This window comes from Murimonas intestini (assembly GCF_024622195.1).
In the GTDB taxonomy this organism is placed as follows: domain Bacteria; phylum Bacillota; class Clostridia; order Lachnospirales; family Lachnospiraceae; genus Murimonas; species Murimonas intestini.
This window is the reverse complement of the sequence record NZ_JANKBI010000001.1, coordinates 589,224-606,599: the sequence shown is the minus strand read 5'-3', so window position 1 is coordinate 606,599 and position 17,376 is coordinate 589,224. Positions and strand designations below refer to the sequence as shown.

Annotated in this window: 21 protein-coding genes and 1 tRNA gene; 16 read left to right on the top strand and 6 right to left on the bottom strand. The window is 38.3% G+C overall.

The genetic code is table 11. The annotated features are described in order from the left end of the window. Positions 1-23: 23 nt before the first annotated feature. Genes NSB28_RS02820 through NSB28_RS02810 form a run of 3 tightly spaced genes read left to right on the top strand, consistent with a single transcriptional unit; the run spans position 24 to position 1,914 of the window. Positions 24-881: an HAD family hydrolase gene (locus tag NSB28_RS02820; protein ID WP_109624306.1), complete on the top strand. Its 858-nt coding sequence runs from the start codon at positions 24-26 to the stop codon at positions 879-881. Positions 882-922: 41 nt separating this feature from the next. Further along, positions 923-1,168, top strand: a complete 246-nt coding sequence (locus NSB28_RS02815; RefSeq protein WP_330665334.1) for a hypothetical protein — start codon at positions 923-925, stop codon at positions 1,166-1,168. Beyond that, positions 1,165-1,914 (top strand): M23 family metallopeptidase, encoded by a 750-nt coding sequence (locus NSB28_RS02810; protein WP_109624308.1) that lies wholly within the window; start codon positions 1,165-1,167, stop codon positions 1,912-1,914. Before NSB28_RS02815 ends, NSB28_RS02810 begins: the two co-directional genes overlap by 4 nt. A gap of 238 nt (positions 1,915-2,152) precedes the next feature. Here NSB28_RS02810 and NSB28_RS02805 read toward each other — a convergent pair whose 3' ends face one another. The 3 genes from NSB28_RS02805 to NSB28_RS02795 form a co-directional block, all read right to left on the bottom strand. Then, positions 2,153-2,437 carry a hypothetical protein gene (locus NSB28_RS02805; RefSeq protein ID WP_109624309.1) on the bottom strand — a complete coding sequence of 95 codons (285 nt, stop codon included), beginning with the start codon at positions 2,435-2,437 and terminating at the stop codon, positions 2,153-2,155. A gap of 2 nt (positions 2,438-2,439) precedes the next feature. Continuing rightward, the gene (locus tag NSB28_RS02800) at positions 2,440-2,736 is read right to left on the bottom strand and encodes a DUF2089 family protein (RefSeq protein WP_109624310.1); all 297 of its coding nucleotides are present in this window, start codon (positions 2,734-2,736) and stop codon (positions 2,440-2,442) included. A gap of 365 nt (positions 2,737-3,101) precedes the next feature. Next, complete coding sequence (locus tag NSB28_RS02795; RefSeq protein ID WP_109624311.1) at positions 3,102-3,458, bottom strand: molecular chaperone Hsp90; 357 nt, start codon at positions 3,456-3,458, stop codon at positions 3,102-3,104. A 361-nt stretch (positions 3,459-3,819) separates the two neighbouring features. Between NSB28_RS02795 and NSB28_RS25060 the strand changes: the two genes are divergently transcribed. The 8 genes from NSB28_RS25060 to NSB28_RS02760 all read left to right on the top strand — a co-directional run bounded on the left by NSB28_RS25060 (position 3,820) and on the right by NSB28_RS02760 (position 9,968). After that, complete coding sequence (locus tag NSB28_RS25060; RefSeq protein ID WP_207708120.1) at positions 3,820-4,086, top strand: GNAT family N-acetyltransferase; 267 nt, start codon at positions 3,820-3,822, stop codon at positions 4,084-4,086. A gap of 425 nt (positions 4,087-4,511) precedes the next feature. Continuing rightward, a complete protein-coding gene (locus NSB28_RS02790) occupies positions 4,512-4,868 on the top strand; it encodes a hypothetical protein (RefSeq protein WP_257497414.1) in 357 nt (118 codons plus the stop codon). A gap of 221 nt (positions 4,869-5,089) precedes the next feature. After that, a complete protein-coding gene (locus NSB28_RS02785) occupies positions 5,090-5,590 on the top strand; it encodes a YHYH domain-containing protein (protein WP_109624790.1) in 501 nt (166 codons plus the stop codon). 126 nt (positions 5,591-5,716) lie between these two features. Beyond that, a complete protein-coding gene (locus NSB28_RS02780; RefSeq protein ID WP_109624313.1) occupies positions 5,717-6,409 on the top strand; it encodes a hypothetical protein in 693 nt (230 codons plus the stop codon). Positions 6,410-6,630: 221 nt separating this feature from the next. Beyond that, complete coding sequence (locus NSB28_RS02775) at positions 6,631-7,707, top strand: leucine-rich repeat protein (protein ID WP_109624314.1); 1,077 nt, start codon at positions 6,631-6,633, stop codon at positions 7,705-7,707. Positions 7,708-8,069: 362 nt separating this feature from the next. After that, complete coding sequence (locus tag NSB28_RS02770) at positions 8,070-8,267, top strand: hypothetical protein (RefSeq protein WP_109624315.1); 198 nt, start codon at positions 8,070-8,072, stop codon at positions 8,265-8,267. Between the two features lie 685 nt (positions 8,268-8,952). Next, positions 8,953-9,363 carry a hypothetical protein gene (locus tag NSB28_RS02765; protein ID WP_109624316.1) on the top strand — a complete coding sequence of 137 codons (411 nt, stop codon included), beginning with the start codon at positions 8,953-8,955 and terminating at the stop codon, positions 9,361-9,363. Positions 9,364-9,386: 23 nt separating this feature from the next. Continuing rightward, the gene (locus NSB28_RS02760) at positions 9,387-9,968 is read left to right on the top strand and encodes a hypothetical protein (RefSeq protein WP_109624317.1); all 582 of its coding nucleotides are present in this window, start codon (positions 9,387-9,389) and stop codon (positions 9,966-9,968) included. An 859-nt stretch (positions 9,969-10,827) separates the two neighbouring features. Here NSB28_RS02760 and NSB28_RS02755 read toward each other — a convergent pair. Both NSB28_RS02755 and NSB28_RS02750 read right to left on the bottom strand, forming a co-directional pair. Further along, positions 10,828-11,109, bottom strand: a complete 282-nt coding sequence (locus NSB28_RS02755; RefSeq protein ID WP_109624318.1) for a hypothetical protein — start codon at positions 11,107-11,109, stop codon at positions 10,828-10,830. Positions 11,110-11,976: 867 nt separating this feature from the next. Then, positions 11,977-12,050 (bottom strand) — tRNA-Pro (locus tag NSB28_RS02750). Positions 12,051-12,363: 313 nt separating this feature from the next. Between NSB28_RS02750 and NSB28_RS02745 the strand changes: the two genes are divergently transcribed. The 4 genes from NSB28_RS02745 (at position 12,364) to NSB28_RS02730 (ending at position 15,457) form a co-directional block, all read left to right on the top strand. Next, complete coding sequence (locus NSB28_RS02745; protein ID WP_109624319.1) at positions 12,364-13,386, top strand: aldo/keto reductase; 1,023 nt, start codon at positions 12,364-12,366, stop codon at positions 13,384-13,386. A 72-nt stretch (positions 13,387-13,458) separates the two neighbouring features. Next, entirely contained in the window at positions 13,459-14,103 is a 645-nt protein-coding gene (locus tag NSB28_RS02740) for a hypothetical protein (RefSeq protein ID WP_109624320.1), read from the top strand. A 35-nt stretch (positions 14,104-14,138) separates the two neighbouring features. Beyond that, positions 14,139-14,612, top strand: a complete 474-nt coding sequence (locus NSB28_RS02735) for a GNAT family N-acetyltransferase (protein WP_109624321.1) — start codon at positions 14,139-14,141, stop codon at positions 14,610-14,612. A gap of 80 nt (positions 14,613-14,692) precedes the next feature. Beyond that, positions 14,693-15,457, top strand: coding sequence for a MerR family transcriptional regulator (locus NSB28_RS02730; protein WP_109624322.1), 765 nt, complete (start codon positions 14,693-14,695; stop codon positions 15,455-15,457). 103 nt (positions 15,458-15,560) lie between these two features. On the opposite strand, the gene NSB28_RS02725 is transcribed toward NSB28_RS02730, so the two are convergent. Next, positions 15,561-16,319 (bottom strand): alpha/beta fold hydrolase, encoded by a 759-nt coding sequence (locus tag NSB28_RS02725; protein WP_257497412.1) that lies wholly within the window; start codon positions 16,317-16,319, stop codon positions 15,561-15,563. Positions 16,320-16,398: 79 nt separating this feature from the next. On the opposite strand from NSB28_RS02725, the gene NSB28_RS02720 reads away from it, so the two are divergent. After that, the gene (locus tag NSB28_RS02720) at positions 16,399-17,307 is read left to right on the top strand and encodes an SPL family radical SAM protein (protein WP_109624324.1); all 909 of its coding nucleotides are present in this window, start codon (positions 16,399-16,401) and stop codon (positions 17,305-17,307) included. Positions 17,308-17,376: the final 69 nt, after the last annotated feature.

The following is a 17,376-nucleotide window of genomic DNA, read 5'->3' as shown; positions in this document are numbered from 1 at the left end:
GAATCAAAGGAGGATCGGGAACAATGATCAAAGCGATAGCTCTGGATCTGGACAGAACTACATTGAACGCAGAAGGCGGATTATCTGATGGGAATAGAGAGGCAATCGAATACGCAGTTTCAAAAGGGATGCATGTAATCGTGGCCAGCGGCAGAGCCCTGTATTCACTTCCTGACCAAATAACAGGGATACAGGGAGTAGAATATGCAGTTACTTCCAATGGAGCGTCTGTTTACCGCCTTTCAGATAGTGTGCGCCTGAGGCATTATAAGATGACAAAACAGTCAGTACTGAAGATCCTGGAGGTGACCGGGACAGAGTCACAGAGCCGGGAAGCGGCTTATGAAGTCTTTGTGGACGGCGAGGCATATGCACAGGCAGGGTATGTGGCGGATCCTGTTCACTTTGGGGCATCCCCAAAAGCCGTGTCTTATATCCGGGGAAGCAGAAAACCAGTAGAAGATATTCAAAAGTTTATACTGGAACATATAGAAGAATTGGACAGCATGGATGTGGTGTGCCGGGAGGGCCCTGTAAAAGATCTCATCTGGGAGCGCATTCAGAGGGAGGTTCCGGATATATATATGACTTCATCTGTACGGCAGCTTATAGAGATATCATATAAAGATTCGGGGAAGCATATGGGAATCAAATTCCTGGCAGATTATCTGGGGATACTGCCCAAGGAGCTGGCTGCTTTTGGCGACGGCGACAATGATGCAGAAATGCTTAGAGAGGCCGGCATAGGGATAGCGGTGGCAAATGCATCCCCAAAATGCCTCCAGGCTGCAGATTATATAGTTCCCGGGAACGATGAAGACGGGGTGGCCTACGGAATATATACAATATTGTGCGCAGCACGCCCAACTGCAAGGATCTAAGTTATGGGATGCACGTAGTTTGGCCAAGCGAAGAGAAGAAGGTGGAAGAAATGGAAGAGGGAAAAGTTGTCTATTATATTGATGAGGGGCGGATATATTCCGGACAAGTGACAGATGTGGAAAAATCGGGGAAAGAGTTTGTATTCAGCATAGACAGCTACGGTGACTGTTCTGGTCAGCACAGGATATCATCGGCGCAGATAGGAATTAAGGTCTTTCTTAGCAAAGAGGAGGCAGAAAGTGCTGTGGGGGTTGAACAAGAAAGTTATAGAGAGGAATCTACATGAATATACGTTTTTTAGGTCAGATTGTATTGCAAGTAACCGGATTGATTTATGCCACTGTAAAATACAGAGACAAAGAAATTGACAGTGCTGATGGTTTTGTTCCCCAAACAGAGTATTCATTGCCGTTTGACGGAGAATGGTATACGATAAATGGTGGTATAACAAAAAACACGTCCCACTCCTGGGATATTCTGCCGCAGCGTTTTGCCTATGATTTTATAATTGTGGATGATGAAGGCGGGAGTTATCACGGAGACAGTAAAGATCTGCACAGCTATTATTGTTATGGGAAGGACATTCTTGCTCCGGCGGATGGTATCGTTGTTACAGTAAAGAACAGCTTTCCGGACTGCCGTATAATGGACGGGGAGCAGACAGACCCGGATACACCAGATATTGGCGGCAACCGCATTATCATAAAGCACTCTGCAAATGAGTACAGTACTCTTTGCCATCTGATGCCTGGGAGCATATTAGTAAAAAAAGGACAGAAAGTAAAAAGAGGCGATGTTATTGCTAAGTGCGGTAATTCAGGCAATACGACTGAACCCCACCTCCATTTTCAACTGCAAAATACTGCAGGTTTTTATTCTTGTATTGGTCTGCCTGTCCATTTTACAAATATTCACAAAAGGATTTTTAACAGCTATTACAAAGTTGATTCGCGACCGCTGCCGGAAAAAGAAGATATAGCAGAAGGTTATATTTACCGAGGGTTGTTAGTAAAAAACTTTGGAGACAATTAAACAGCAGCTTATTTATATGGTATATGCCGTAAAATTATCTTAACTTCAAAGAGCCGATAATTCATGAGGTCGAAAGACCTTATAATTATTGGCTCTTTAGCTTAGTGTCTGGCGCTGTCATAAGGATACATTGCACAGGTATGTTTGCTTATCCATTTTATTGTTTGTATCTTAGGCAATAAAAGAGGAAGTGCTTTAGTTCTCTATTTGAAGGAAACTCAATTTGAGAACTTATATACTAGATGTCTTTTGCTTTCATCCTATTAAGTTCTTTCTGCCTGTATCCCTTACGGCTATCCAGCCAAATAAAAAGTTCAAGTACAAGAATAATGACACATGGAACAATAGTTTTAGCGGTAAGTTTAACATTCATGGTATAAAATAATATACTCATTATAATAGCGGAAATAATGGGTATAACTGCTCCTAACTGCCAATACTTCCTTGTGCCTAAATACTTCTGCGTGACTGTTATAGACAGTGTGATGATGACAGTAATGATTATTGAAACAATAGTTGGCATACTCATCTCTCCTTTTCTTTTTTGTATTTATCAATAATAATTTTTGCAGTCTCTAAATCAATACGAGAATCGACAGCCAGGCCTTTAATGAAAGCCTGAAATGGCTCGTCTTCCTGCTGGTCACTGATTTCTATTTTTTGTATAAGTTTATCCAGTCTCAGCCGGACAGTAGGGTATGAAACTTCATACAGTTTTGCTATTTCTTTTAATGAACCGGATTTTAAAATAAAATTTTTTAGAAAAGCTGCGTCTTCCTGCTCTAGTGCCAGTATCCACTGTGGTATTTTGTCAATCTCCAATTTCAATCACCCTTTCACATAATATTCAATATAGTTAAGTATAACATGAATAAAATTAAAGTCAATATAAAAATGAATATAAAGAAAATAATATAAAGTTATAATATAAAATAATAAACGGAGGAGGACTACCAGAAGAAAAAATACTAACAGATATGTCAGATGAATGAAAGGGGAGATAGCGTATGAATATATTTCAAAATGACAAGGTAGTTTTGTTCCCTTTACTCCGGCTGCCGGATAAGTCTTGTCTCATGCAAGGGAGGGGGATATATGATGAATACAGACGTTCAAAAAGATAAAATAAAAGGGGGACACGGACGAAATTTAGATTGTGAGAATCAAGGCCCGTATCCCCGTTTCTATTATTTAAGAAGTTCAGATTTATGTTCAAGAATGGCTTCAGCAGCAGCGCAGGCTGGACAATCACAGTATTTGGCTCCGGAAGCTTTAATTTCTTTGGCATGTGCAGCCACATTAGGAGCATTGCTTCCAAATACCTTCTGGCCGGCATCAGACTCAGCAAAGCTAATTAAAGTATCAATTGGCATAATATCAGCTTCCAGTTCTTCGATATAACGGAGAGTCTCAGAGGCTTCGTTTTCTGTTCCGATGGAATCAAGCCAAGACTGTGCTGCAGCTTTAGTTTCACTGCTGCATGAAAATGCGTTAATAAGTTCGTTTGTTTTCTCAATGGTAAAATCTAATAATTTTTTATCCATGCTAAATTGATACCTCTCTTTCTATTATTTGTAACTGTTTTCACAGTTACATGCAAAAATCCATTTAATATCGCCTTCGGCGATGGGATTTTTGCACCCTTGAATCATTTTCTTACGGTCTGTGCAGTAAATGCACAGACCTGCTGAATAATTACATTTATTTTATCATAATCATCACTATATTGCAATTTGTTATAGCTGAATAGCCATACACATTTGAGAATCAGGCTTTGGGGAAATATTGGGGCAGCTTTAGTGAGTTATATGAAGTAGAAGTAAGAACAAATGGAGAAGTTTTAGATATGCCAATTTGAAACTTGCAGGGTAATGGCGGAAACTGTTATAATACTTAAAAAGTGAGTTGCGCTATAATAAATTTGAGACTAGTCCGGCAGGGGAGCTGGTTAATAGGGTTAGAAAACGCCTGGAACAGGAAAATACATATTATTATTTTATCTGTATGGATAATAAAAAGGTTGGAGCAATTCGCATAATTGATTCTCACGAAAAAAATATGAATAAAAGGATAAGCCCATTATTTATATTACCGGAATATCAAAGAAAAGGCATTGCACAGACAGCAATCCGATTATGCGAAAAATCCATGGTGAAGATGGGTGGGAATTAGATACTATCTTGCAGGAAAAAGGCAATTGCTATTTGATATAAAAAAATGGGATATCGTACAACGGGTAAACTTAAGAAAATCAATGATAATTTAACCTTAATATTTTATGAAAAATAATCTTGAAGGATGGATCAACAGTAGAAGCACAGAGTGCGAGATTTTTAATATTGATTTTGTAAAACATGTATTTATTCAGGAAGAGAGGTTGTATAATTGACAAATATAAAGGAGATAACAAATCCCACTGGCGTCATGCGGAACTTATTAGCATCAAGCATTGGGATAGACAAATATAGTACAATCCTTAATACATATAAAAACGTAGATGTTTCAATGATATAAAATTCCAAAGAAATTTTAATGGATTTTATGTAATTCAAAGAAATATCGATTGGCTAAATAATTACTATATTCTGTTCGAAAGAGTGAAAGGACAAGAGACAACATTTGAAGAAATTCTTCGTGAACTGTATGATTTAACAAATGGAAGAATAGAAGCCTCTTTTTCCAGTAAGATGTATGCAACGCTTTATCCCGAAAAACCAATATGGGACCAGTTTGTATTAAAGTTTTTAGGATTGAAAATGCCGGATGGAAATTCTGAAAAAAGATTAAAAGCGGCCATTGTATTATATAGTGATATTGAAGAATGGTACAAGGAGTTTTTATGTAAGGAAAATGCAAGGTTGTGTTTGGCATTATTTGATGAAATATTTCCTGACTATAAATGGGTGTCAGATATAAAGAAAATAGATTTTTATTTGTGGAGTATTCGGGAATAATTATTATATTTCTGCTGCTTTTTTAAGCCTGCAGATAAATGTAAAGAAGCATAGTTTAAACATACGTTCCGAGTATTTTTATATCAGTATATATGATAAAATCATACCATTACAAACACTAAAATATCATCTTAGTTGTAAAATATCACAAAGGATAAGGAGAAAGAGTTATGAACAAGATTACTAAGAGATTATCAATCTGTATTTTAAGCGGAACATTAATGTTTGCTCCTGTTGCATTGGGGGCAGAAGATTATTCTATTGTGTCAGAGGCTCATTCCGGAAGAACAGACAGCAATGGAGGACATAAAGACAATAAAAATAAGAGTGGTCTGGGATCATATCATTATCATTGTGGAGGACATCCTGCTCATTTACATGACGGAGGGGTATGTCCCTACGGCGGGACAGCATCTTCCTCAGCTGCAGCGTCTGGTATTACATCAAGTGAAGTTACATCAACAAGTACCCCATCTTCATCTGTTTCCAGTGGAGTCAAGACAGTTACGTTACATGATAACAGTACGATTTCACTTTCAACCGATATATTGAAATTAGTCCAGGATGTTTTAAATGAAAAAGGATATGATTGTGGTAAAGCTGATGGAATAGTTGGAGAAAAGACGAAAACAGCTATTTCAAAATATTTAAAAGATAATACTGATGATTCCAGTGATAGGATGATTATTGAAATGATTGCTGAGGCATTGGATATAGAGTAAGTAAAGCTATCAACTGGAATTTCTATCTTAAATAGAGAATATAAAACTGCCGGAGCTGGTCCGTCTGAAAGTAGGGCGGCACCGTGAGATCCCAGAAGGATACCGACTTAAAGAGTGTGGATGTGAATGGAGGCATCAGGGAAATCATATAAAGAAATGATTACATATAATGAATTAAAAGATAGTGATAAAACAGACAATGATGATCCAAACAGTAAGGATGCTGCTATGGTTTCTGATGTGCAAAAGGCATATGATGAAGCTTTGTCCATTGCTAGAAAGGATATCACTAGGGATGGTAAATCTTATTATTATGGAGATATTAATGTCTTAGCAGAATATGTCGAATGGATAGATAAGTACCCAAATGCTGATGAAAATACAGAGATTAATCAAGGTGCAATTTATCGCTCACTTGCTAAAAGGCTAAAAGAATTTTATACAGGTGGTGATAAATATTATGGTAACTGGAAATCAATCTGTCCGATAATTTTTGGATTTGAGGCACTTGATACCTGGGAGGAAATGTTGCCCTATGTTGAAAATGCCAGCATCTATATAACGAATGAGAACTCTTTCACTGAAATAATGAATAAGCTACAGGAGTTAGAGTGTGTGGAGGGGACTTTTGATTATGAAGCACGAAATTTTGATTTTGTGATTTCCGATTTAAGCAAAGCTGTCAGTAAGTTAAAAATTTCAGATGAAATGTTAGGGTATATTCTAGCGGCCTTAGATGAATATGGACCTGCTAGTTTGTTTGATGGGAATTCTTTTACATTTAAACTGATTACTAATAAAAATGTGGAAGGACGTTGAAAATTAGATTATGAAGATTTTGAAGTTACTGGTAACGATGCAGAAGGCAGTGTGTTTGAAGCCATAAATTTGTTATATGATGAAAGCTTTAGGTGGTGATGTGTATTAAACACTAATTAATATATAACAGTGCCATTAAATAGCGGAGATATGGAAAAAAGTTATCTGTGTTGTGAGTTCAAATCGATACAGTTACGACAACAAACTACGGAGGAGAAGCCATGCCACTTATACCAGCCAAATGTACGAACTGCGGAGCAGAATTAGAAGTAGATTCGTCAAAAGATGCTGCTATCTGCCCCTATTGTAATTCTGCATATGTTGTAGAAAAGGCAATAAACAATTATAACATAACAAACAATATTGAGAACTCTGTTGTCAATATATATTCTAATTCGGCTCAAGTGAAGTCAGATTTTGAAATTGAAGGGCATACGCTTAAGGCTTATATTGGCGAATCAGAAATAGTAGATAATATACCTTCACATATTACTGCTATCGGAGACGAAGCCTTTTATGGGAATAAAAAGATAAAGAAGGTAATAATACCTGATTCAGTGATGAGAATTGGAGCCTTTGCTTTTTGTCAATGTAGTAATCTTAAAGAAATTGTTATTCCCGATTCGGTAAAAGTAATAGGTAGCTTTAATGGCAGCGGATTAGAACATATTACACTTCCATCAAATTTAGGAGTAATCGGTGAGTACATGTTTTATTATTGTCCAAATTTGAAAAGCATAATAATACCTAATGGAGTAGAGGAAATCGGCTTAGCAGCATTTGGTAAATGCACTAGTCTAGAAGAGATTACTATACCTGGGAGTGTAACAAAAATTAATGATGCAGTGTTTTTAGATTGCTGCAATATAAAAAAAGTGTTGTTCGAAAATTGGTACAATATCGAGGAAATGGGAGAAGATATTTTTAGACGTTGCCCTACAATACCAGAAATAGTTCCTTCAAATATAATGATGAAATATCATGATAATTTTTACCCGCCCACAGCAGAAACCTCTAAACCAGATGAATCAAAAAAAGGATGTTACATAGCTACCTGCATCTATGGTTCATATGATTGTCCAGAGGTATGGACATTGCGTCGCTTTAGAGACAATATCCTCGACAAGAATTTATTCGGGCGATTATTCATTAAGACATATTATTTGATAAGTCCTAAATTAGTGAAGTATCTTGGTGATTACTCATTGTTCAAAATTGTCTGGAGAAAGAGCCTTGATAGTTTGTTACAGTTACTACGAAAGAGTGGGATAGAAGATACGCCATATAAGGATTTGTAAGTTTCCGCCGGGTTGATATAGATATTATTATCCCACATTGTGAGAACATGGAGCAATTATTGAAGTATCTATAAATTCAAATTGAATAAAATCGCTGCGCGATAGCTTACAAAGGCTGTAGCATAGCGATTTTTCGTTTTCTGTAACAAAAACAGTGGAAAGCAAGTCCTAAAAGTAGTATTTGAGTATTCCGGGCGATTCTGAACCGTCATTCCGGAAGAACCCGTTCTTACGGAACAGGGGTACATTTTCACCATAATATACAGGCTGAAGGAAAAGGAATTTATTGCTTTTGTAAACTCCGATGAACTAATACCTGTTCATAAAGTCCGTTATGCTGATTATTATAGGAGACTTATATAATGACAATAACACAAATTAACTGCGATATTGAGAGGGCCAATATCGCAAGGACAATACTGGAATCCCTTCCAGATTGGTTTGGCAACTCAGAAGCAATAGAAGAATACATCGCAGTCAGCAAGGGACAGCCTTTTTTCTGTGCATTTATTGCCATACAATATAATAATAGTCAAGCTGGGTTATATATCCCTGCTTGACTATTATCTGAGAGTCAGTAAAAATAAGGAACCGCTTTGGTACCGAACGGTCTGCCAGGTGGTGTGAGAGGTCGGCTAATCAACTAATGGTTAGCCTTTACTCGATGAGATGGCCGCTTTCATGCGGCCGAGTTATGAAAATAAGGTGAGAAACCTCAAACTCTATAATTATAATATGACATTATATGGCGCAGTTCAACATGTATTAGTCGCAAGTTTCGACTGTGTTCGACATCTGATTGTGGTTCACCCATTAGTGATTTTCACGAAATTAAATAAATTCATATCTGCTAACCTTGATAATTGATCTAAATACAACAGAAATAATCACAAATAATCAAAGAATAGTCAAAAATAAACAAAGAAAATAAAAAGGTCTATGCTCAGTAACGTAAGATTATGAATTTTGTAATATAAAAAATAACTAAAATATATTGAAAAAATTAGTGTCTCTATTGGACATGTTGTCAAATATATTTAATTTTTATACTTGTGCAAAATAACTCAAATAATATTCAATACAAAATTTGAAATATTGACAAGTATTTAGAAAAAATATATAGTTTAAGCATACAGTTATGAAATAATCGTGTGGGGGAGAGTGATTCCAATGGAGGATATTTTATTTTGAAAACGAATAGGGTTTTTTGTACGCTAACTGAAACTGGATAAGTTTAGGAAGGATATGAAAAAGAAATATTCGAAGAGATTGCTTGCAATCGTTATGGTAATTATAATTGTTATGGGAACCACATTAACAGGATTTTCCAATAGAAATGAAGATAATATTTCACAACATCAGAAAGAGATAATGGAACGACAAAACAAAGGCGTAACGAGACTAATGTGCCTTGATTGTGCATGGTATAGTCACTATGTATGCCAGAGTAATCATAGATATGATGGTAATACAACACATAGTTATTGGGGAGGTATATGTAGAATTAACTGGTATAATGCCACAGCCCAAGAAGTTTGTACGTCATGTGGAAAGGCACTCGCACAATTTGGAGAACACCCTAGTATTGAAAACCACTTAAATTGCTCAAAGGGAATGTACAAAATTTGTATGATTGGGTTACCACCAAGTCCATAAATTATATCTAAATGGGAGTGATCATGAAAACTAAGTATCATATTTCTATAATGATTGTGCTAGTAGTCACCCTATTGGCTTTAGCCGTTACTGGGTGTAGCAAAAATACGACCGATGAGAATTTAGATTTACTAGATTTAAAAACTGGTAGTATTTATGGTTATAAAGGGATTGAATGGAAAGAATCTAAGGATGAAGTAGAAAAATCCCTTAAGTTTTCTTTTGAGGAAGACAAAATTGTTAACCAATCAGAAAATGTCTTTTTTTGTTATAATAGCAAACCAATAAAACTGTTTGACATAGAAGGGACACAGTGGTTTGAATTTAAAAATGATGAACTTCTATTAGTCGGATTTGATTTTAGGAATTCGGATAAAAACGGTGACTTATCTAATTTTTTTGAAAAGACATTGAATGAACTTACAAAACACTATGGTGATTTTCAAGACGATATCACAAAAGAGAATGAATTTGGATTAATGTGTGGATATAAGTGGCTTAATGAAAATGTAGATGGAGGCAGGGACACATTGCAACTAATTTCTTTTACCAAGGATAAAGATGTCCAGATTATATTAACGGTAGGATATATTCCATCTAACTAGTGAAAAGTCATATTAAAAGGAGAACAAATGAAAAAAATCCTTTCTTACTAATAATAATTGTAATTTTAACTGTTATAGTAGGGTGTGGTTTAACGGGATTTTCCCAAAAAGATGAATCTCTAAGTCCTATAATAACAAGAGGAAATTGTTTGAATTGTGGTTGGTTTACACATATTACTTGTATGAGAGACCATGTTTATGATGGAAACACCACACATTCTTACAGTGATGGAACTTGTAGAGTTAATTGGTATACGGCATCTGGGCAGGATAGATGTCTCAATTGCGGACATGTGAATGAGTACTTTAATCGTCACAATTGTATAGAAAATCATTTAAACTGTGGGAAAGGACAGGTTAACATTTGTCCATTACCTTATGCACCTTCAAAATGAATAGTAAATGTATGATAGCTTAACAAAAAAAAGGGAGACTGGTCAAATAAGCCAGCCTCCCTGAAATTTTTCTATCACCTTTTTAGTACGTAAATAACTGAACAATAATAATAGTAAAGGAGTTGTCGGTTAATTCTAGTTTTTAACCTTTCAACCCCGGAAATGAGATTATCTCGTGAAATCCAGGCTTTTTTAAGCTTTGGATCATCACGAGATAATCTTTTGTTTTTTATGCTGCAGTCTAACTATTTGCAAATATAGTGGCTGGCTACACCTGCCTTTAATGTTTTTTTATAAAGATTATATAGAATATTAGCATAACAAATCCAACTACTCGTATTATATCTGAGATTTGTTGATATCCCAATATATACTTAATTGGGAAACTAGAAATTAGTAATATGATAATTAATAACATGAACAAAATATGTAGCGATTTTTTCATACTTACTGGATACTCCTGTTTATTGAGATGTAAAATAGATTGATTGAGTAGATTCGACAGTTTGAATATACATAATGATTCCTGTACCAGAAACAGTAGCCTGTTCGACTTGCCATCTATAAATTAATGTGCCTACACCAAAGATACCAGCAATTCCACCAAGCACACTTCCTAAATTTCCAGGAAGAAATCCTAAAAGTCCACCTGTTGTTGCACCATCACCGACAGCTGATAGTGAGTCAATTAAATCTTGAGCTTTATCAGAAATCATGTATACTTCTGTAATACCAGTGTGTAACAATTTTACTTTCTCCCTGTGCGCGAGTGCTGGGAAGAAGAATGATAGCAGAATAGTTTTCGTCTATGTAAGCAAGTCCTTGAGTAATTAAAGCGTTCATACTTGCAATTTGAGATTCTACAGACGTAATCATGTCATTCGAAAAACCATCTTTTAAAGCAGAATTTACATCAAAGACGATTAATTCATTTTTGTCTTTTTGTAGGAATTGTTCTAATTTCGTATACTGAAGGATTAGTTGTTTCTTCAGTGGATGCTGCAGAGGTAATGATACTTGTAGATAATACCGTAATGAGAGTAAGAATTAGAGCAATAAGTTTACGGAATTTTTTTCATCAAAATACCTCTTTACTCAAAAAAATTGGATTAATTATGTTGACAAAAAATTCTCCATGGGTATCACACTCCTTATATGTACCTGGTATTCTAAAATATATATGTGTTATAACACATATTAAAAATGAAAGCTAGTAAAATTGTCGTGTAAATTATATAAAAAAACAAATTTTGCGCCATATATGAGTTTGGATAATAAATGTATACAAGCAGGTATAACCCCAAGAGGAGTACACGCCTTTAGAAGAACTGTTAACTCCAAAATGAGATGTGAGGGAGTATCAGCAACTGTTGCAGCGGCCCTGCTTGGGCATAGTCCGGATGTAAATGAACAATATTATACGTATGTTATAAGTAATATTGAAGAAAAATTGAAGAAAAAAACAGAATCGTGTCAAAGATTAATGCGGAGATGCCTGTTGCAAAGTGAGTGATTATTTAGATAGTGAAATATATAGGTAATCAAAGGTAATCAAGAAAAAAAGAATTCCGATGCATAAAAATGCTCGGAACCCTTGATTTTACTGGCTTTAATCGGAGTGACAAGATTTGAACTTGCGACCTCTCGGCCCCCAGCCGAGCGCGCTACCAAGCTACGCCACACTCCGGTACGAACGATATTCTATCATAACTCTATATAAATTGCAATAGTTTTTTTGTTGACTTTTTATCATTGATAGTAGAGAATAGTATTATGAGGTTACAGTTTAACTTTCCGTTGTTTCGTGAAGCGCTGTTAAGGGCAGACGGATGCCGGACGGCAGAAAGCTTAACTGTAATAATATGGTAGCTATTCAGCGGGTCTGCGCATTTACTGCACAGACCGTAAGAAAAATGATTCAAGGGTGCAAAAATCCCATCGCCGGAGGCGATTTTAAATGGATTTTTGCATGTAACTAAAAAGACAAAGGAGCGAATATTATGGCAAAGGTAAGGCTTGGCAGAACAGAAATTGTAGTGGAGAAGAATGGATTTGGAGCTCTGCCTATACAGAGGGTAAATATGGACACTGCAAAACATATCTTGCGCAAGGCATATAAGAATGGCATTGAATTTTTTGATACGGCAAGATTTTATACTGACAGTGAGGAAAAACTGGGGGAAGCGCTGAGTGATGTGCGGAATGAGGTAGTGCTGGCATCCAAGACGGGAGCCTTAAATGCTGAAGATTTCTGGAAGGACCTGGAGACTACCCTTAACAATTTAAAGACGGATCATCTGGATATCTACCAGTTCCATAATCCGCCGTTCTGTCCTCTTCCCGGAGGGGAGGATGGGCTCTACGATGCTATGCTGAAGGCTAAGGAAGAGGGAAAGGTAAGATTTATCGGAATTACGAATCACAGGCTTGCTGTGGCGCATGAGGCAATTGATTCTGGAATGTATGATACACTGCAGTTTCCGTTCTGTTACCTCTCAGCAGAAAAGGAGACAGAGCTTGTAGAGAAATGCAGGAAGGCTGATATGGGATTCATTGCTATGAAAGCTTTGTCAGGCGGGCTTATTACCAGTTCAGAGGCCGCAGCCGCCTTTATGATGGAGTATGATAATGTGCTTCCCATCTGGGGTATTCAAAGAGAGAAGGAGTTAGACGAATTTCTGGAATTTGTAGCCAAGCCGCCTGTTATGACTGAAGAGATAAGCGCTCTGATAGAGAAGGACCGCAAAGAGCTGCAGGGTGAGTTCTGCCGCGGCTGTGGCTACTGTATGCCCTGTCCGGCGGGGATAGAGATTAATAACTGTGCACGTATGTCTCTGCTTCTGAGGAGGTCTCCTTCAGAACAGCAGCTTACCCCTGAAGTACAGGCGAAGATGAAGAAGATAGAGGAGTGTCTTCATTGTGGTAAATGTAAGACAAAATGCCCATATGGACTTGATACTCCGGCTCTGCTTGAAAAGAATTATAAGGATTACAAAGAGGTGTTAGCAGGAAAAGCCATATAATGTAATAGGTCAGACGACTGCTGAAAAGCAGGCGGCTGAATTGTAACGAGTTTTTGAAAGGGTGATGCCTAAGTGATTCCCAGAAAAATCAGGCCGGTTGAAGAAAAAATGAATATGGCTGTTTCGATGTTTGTAATTTTTCCGCTGTGGGCATATATTACAGGCTTGTATTTGATTTCAAGTATTGGCGGCAATGCGGGGATGCTTTTACTGAGAGCAGTCATGTTTTTGGGCGGCTTTGTTTTTTTGTATATTGGTTTAATGTCATACAGGAAGGCAGCTGCGGCAAGAAAAGAGAGACAGAGGCTTAAGCAGTTCCCGCCGGTTAAAGGCACGATAGTTGAAGTGAGGCAGGATGTTTCTGTTAAGGCAGATGATTATTCTGTTTCTCAGAAGGTGATAAGGTACTATATGATTGTAAAAATATATGATCCTGAGACCATGATGCCGCGTCTGGTGAAAAGTGAGTATTACAGTGAGCCTTTGCACAGGCTTCTGGGTGATACGAAGGCAAATGTCTACCAGGAACCGAACGGATGGAAGGCAACAGTTGATGATTTTGTATTGAAGAAGAATAGCAGAGAACCGGATATCAAGCTTGAGAATATGGTCATATACGATGTGGCTGCCGGCAAGGAGAACAGATTCCTTGGGATTCTGGGAAAGGCTGCAATTGTAGTTTTGATCATCTGGATGCTGGTTAAGTTCTTTTTATAGCAGGATAAGCAGAATAATTGCAATCGGAGGTTTCTATGGATTACAGAATCAGAGAGATATTAGAAGAAGAGTATAGCCTGCTTGAAGATTTTCTGTATGAAGCAATATTTGTGCCGGAGGGTATGGCGGCTCCGCCAAGATCAATAATCAGGCAGCCTGAGCTGCAGGTATATCTAAAGGATTTTGGAAAGAAAACGGGTGATGCGGGCTTAGTGGCGGAGGCCGGGGAAAAGGTGGCCGGTGCTGTATGGGTCCGTATTATGAATGATTATGGCCATATTGATGATATGACTCCTTCATTTGCAATTTCACTGTATAAAGAATTCCGGGGATTGGGGATAGGCACTGCATTAATGAAAGAAATGCTTTATTTACTGAAGCATCAAGGATACAAGCAGGCTTCACTTGCGGTCCAAAAAGCCAACTATGCTGTAAATATGTATAAAAAAGTTGGTTTTAGCGTTTTGTATGAGAATGCGGAAGAATACATTATGGTAACTCGACTTTAAATTTCTGACGGCAGAAGAAAAAAGGGGTTGACTTTAACGCTGCGTAAAGGTTTATGCTGATTTTGTCAGGAGGTGCAAAGATGGAATACACAATTTTAAAGCTTGCAAATCTGGCTGGAATCAGCACCAGGACTCTTCGGTATTATGATGAGATTGGTTTGCTTAAGCCTTCCCGAAAAGAGGACAGCGGTTACCGCGTCTATGGGGAGGGGGAGGTAGACAGGCTGCAGCAGATCTTATTTTACCGGGAGCTTGGATTAGGGCTGTCTGATATTAAGAAAGCAATGGACGCCCCGGAATATTTCAGGCTGGATGTATTAAAAGGGCACTTGAAGGAACTTAGTGAGCGGCGGGTGCAGCTTGCCCTTCTGATAGAAAATGTTGAGAAGACAATTCAGAAAGAAGAAGGGAGAATACAAATGGCAGATCAGGAAAAATTTATGGGGCTGAAGAGACAGATCATAGCAGAGAATGAAGAGAAGTATGGTGATGAGATCCGCTCAAAATATGGTGATACTTCTGTAGATGAAAGCAATAAGAAAATGTTGGGACTTACAGAAGAAGCGTACAGCGAGATGACAGACACAGGTGAGAGGATCCTGCAGATACTGGAAGAGGCTGTCAGGAATCAGGAAAAGCCCGAAGGTGAAAAAGGTCGTGAAGCGGCCGAGCTTCACAAGAAATGGCTTACATTTACATGGCCCAGCTATACGAAGGAAGCCCACTGCGGGGTTGTGCAGATGTATGTGGCTGATGAGAGATTCAGGGCGTACTATGACGGAAATATGCAGGGATGTGCAGCATTCCTCAAGGCGTCTGTGGAGGCGCACGTTGATGAGATTTAGGCTGTATATTCTGAAGATATCACAGATGGCGGAAACATAAGCCGCAAGGAGCCGGACTGCAAAAAAATGCAGGCCGGCTCTTTGCGGTTTTAGTGAGGGGCTTTTACTGGCTGACATGATGTCCCGGAACTGTTTTGCTGTCTGAGCGAAGGAAATTCAGGACAACCTCATTTGTCTGTTCTGCCCATTTGCCAAAGACAAAATGGGAAGCCTTTGGTATAATAGTGAGTGTACTCTTGGGCAGTGAGCGGGCGATAAGCTTTGTATGTTTATCCTTTATCATATCACGTTCACCGGCCAGTATAAGAGCAGGGGCGGTGATGCGTCCCAGACTGTCAGGATTGATACGCGGTTCTTTGACCATGAGCCCCAGGATCTCTGCCTTTATCCTTGCTTTTTTATCAAATTTTGCAATCAGGCTGCAGATTCCATAACCCAGTATAGTGGGGAGCTGACAGGAGGGCTTAACACCCATGGGATAAAGATTTCCACCTGCCAGTACCAGCTTTTCTATAGGGTATACACTTTTCAGCGCCATCAGCATGGCAATATTGGCACCATCACTGAATCCCAGGACAGAAGCGCTCTTTACCCTCAGGTATTTTAACAGTTCAATGGCATCAATTGACATCTGATCCAAAGTGAGTGGTTCAGGACCTCTTTCTGAGAGGCCGTGTCCCCTGCTGTCCATGGTGATGACTTGAAAATGTTTTGAGAAATCGGGGATCTGTTTGTCAAAGCAGTGGCCGTCTTCTCCATTACCGTGCAGCAGCAGAAGTGTTTTAGGACCATTACCATATATGCGGTAATGGATGTTGGCTCCGTGTATCAGCGCGGAACCTTCTTTGATTGGTTCTGTCATGGCGTTCATCCTTTCTGAGAGTATATTAGTAGTATAGCTTAAGTTTATGAAAAAATTATGAAATATGGGGGAAAAGACAATGAAATATATACCTGCTAAGACGATAGTGACAAAAACGAAAAGTCCGTCTTCGTGGTTTGGGATAGATTATAATATGAATATTTATAAGGGATGCTGTCATGGATGTATTTATTGTGACAGCCGTTCTGAGTGCTACCATGTAGAAAATTTTGACCAGGTCAGGGCAAAAGAAAACGCTCTCCAGATTATCAGGGATGAGCTGCGCAGAAAGTCAGGGACGGGAGTTGTGGGAACTGGCGCTATGAGCGATCCCTACAATCCTTTTGAGAAGGAGCTGGAGCTGACAAGGCATGCATTGGAGCTCATAGACGCCTTTGGATTCGGAGCTGCAATTGCCACAAAAAGCAGTCTGATGACGCGTGATATTGATGTTTTGTCGGGGATAGCAGAACATTCTCCGGTTCTCTGCAAAGTCACGGTCACGGCGGCAGACGATGAACTTTGCAGAAAGCTGGAGCCTAACGTGTCCCCTTCCAGTGAACGCTTTGAGATGATAGAAAAGCTGTCCGGTGCAGGGCTTTTTTCAGGCATACTGCTGATGCCTGTGCTTCCGTTTTTGGAAGATGATCAGAAAAATGTTCTGGAAATAGTAAGACGTGCTTCAGAGTGCGGAGCCAGATTTATATATCCTGCTTTTGGAATGACACTCAGACAGAATCAGAGAGACTGGTATTATAACAAACTGGAGGAAATTTTTCCGGGAGAGGGGCTTGCAGAAAAGTACCAGAAACGATATGGGAATTACTATGAATGCAGATCCCCTAAAGCAGCATCACTATATAAAGCATTTGCGGCAGAATGTGACAGGAGAGGGATACTGTACAATATGAAAGATATTATAGCTGCCTATAAGAGGGGATATGAGGTCAGGCAGCTCTCACTGTTTGACGGACCGGATTTTTTTTGAATTTAAAAATGCGGGATTAGTTACATAAAATCTTTTATATAGATTGAAAATTAATTATTTAATTCTGAG

Excerpts from the sequence above, each read along its gene's own strand:
- NSB28_RS02820 (WP_109624306.1), top strand. The coding sequence starts at position 24 with ATGATCAAAGCGATAGCTCTGGATCTGGACAGAACTACATTGAACGCA.
- NSB28_RS02810 (WP_109624308.1), top strand. The coding sequence starts at position 1,165 with ATGAATATACGTTTTTTAGGTCAGATTGTATTGCAAGTAACCGGATTG.
- NSB28_RS02805 (WP_109624309.1), bottom strand. The coding sequence starts at position 2,437 with ATGCCAACTATTGTTTCAATAATCATTACTGTCATCATCACACTGTCT.
- NSB28_RS02795 (WP_109624311.1), bottom strand. The coding sequence starts at position 3,458 with ATGGATAAAAAATTATTAGATTTTACCATTGAGAAAACAAACGAACTT.
- NSB28_RS02785 (WP_109624790.1), top strand. The coding sequence starts at position 5,090 with ATGTTTGCTCCTGTTGCATTGGGGGCAGAAGATTATTCTATTGTGTCA.
- NSB28_RS02780 (WP_109624313.1), top strand. The coding sequence starts at position 5,717 with ATGGAGGCATCAGGGAAATCATATAAAGAAATGATTACATATAATGAA.
- NSB28_RS02775 (WP_109624314.1), top strand. The coding sequence starts at position 6,631 with ATGCCACTTATACCAGCCAAATGTACGAACTGCGGAGCAGAATTAGAA.
- NSB28_RS02770 (WP_109624315.1), top strand. The coding sequence starts at position 8,070 with ATGACAATAACACAAATTAACTGCGATATTGAGAGGGCCAATATCGCA.
- NSB28_RS02765 (WP_109624316.1), top strand. The coding sequence starts at position 8,953 with ATGAAAAAGAAATATTCGAAGAGATTGCTTGCAATCGTTATGGTAATT.
- NSB28_RS02760 (WP_109624317.1), top strand. The coding sequence starts at position 9,387 with ATGAAAACTAAGTATCATATTTCTATAATGATTGTGCTAGTAGTCACC.
- NSB28_RS02745 (WP_109624319.1), top strand. The coding sequence starts at position 12,364 with ATGGCAAAGGTAAGGCTTGGCAGAACAGAAATTGTAGTGGAGAAGAAT.
- NSB28_RS02735 (WP_109624321.1), top strand. The coding sequence starts at position 14,139 with ATGGATTACAGAATCAGAGAGATATTAGAAGAAGAGTATAGCCTGCTT.
- NSB28_RS02730 (WP_109624322.1), top strand. The coding sequence starts at position 14,693 with ATGGAATACACAATTTTAAAGCTTGCAAATCTGGCTGGAATCAGCACC.
- NSB28_RS02725 (WP_257497412.1), bottom strand. The coding sequence starts at position 16,319 with ATGACAGAACCAATCAAAGAAGGTTCCGCGCTGATACACGGAGCCAAC.
- NSB28_RS02720 (WP_109624324.1), top strand. The coding sequence starts at position 16,399 with ATGAAATATATACCTGCTAAGACGATAGTGACAAAAACGAAAAGTCCG.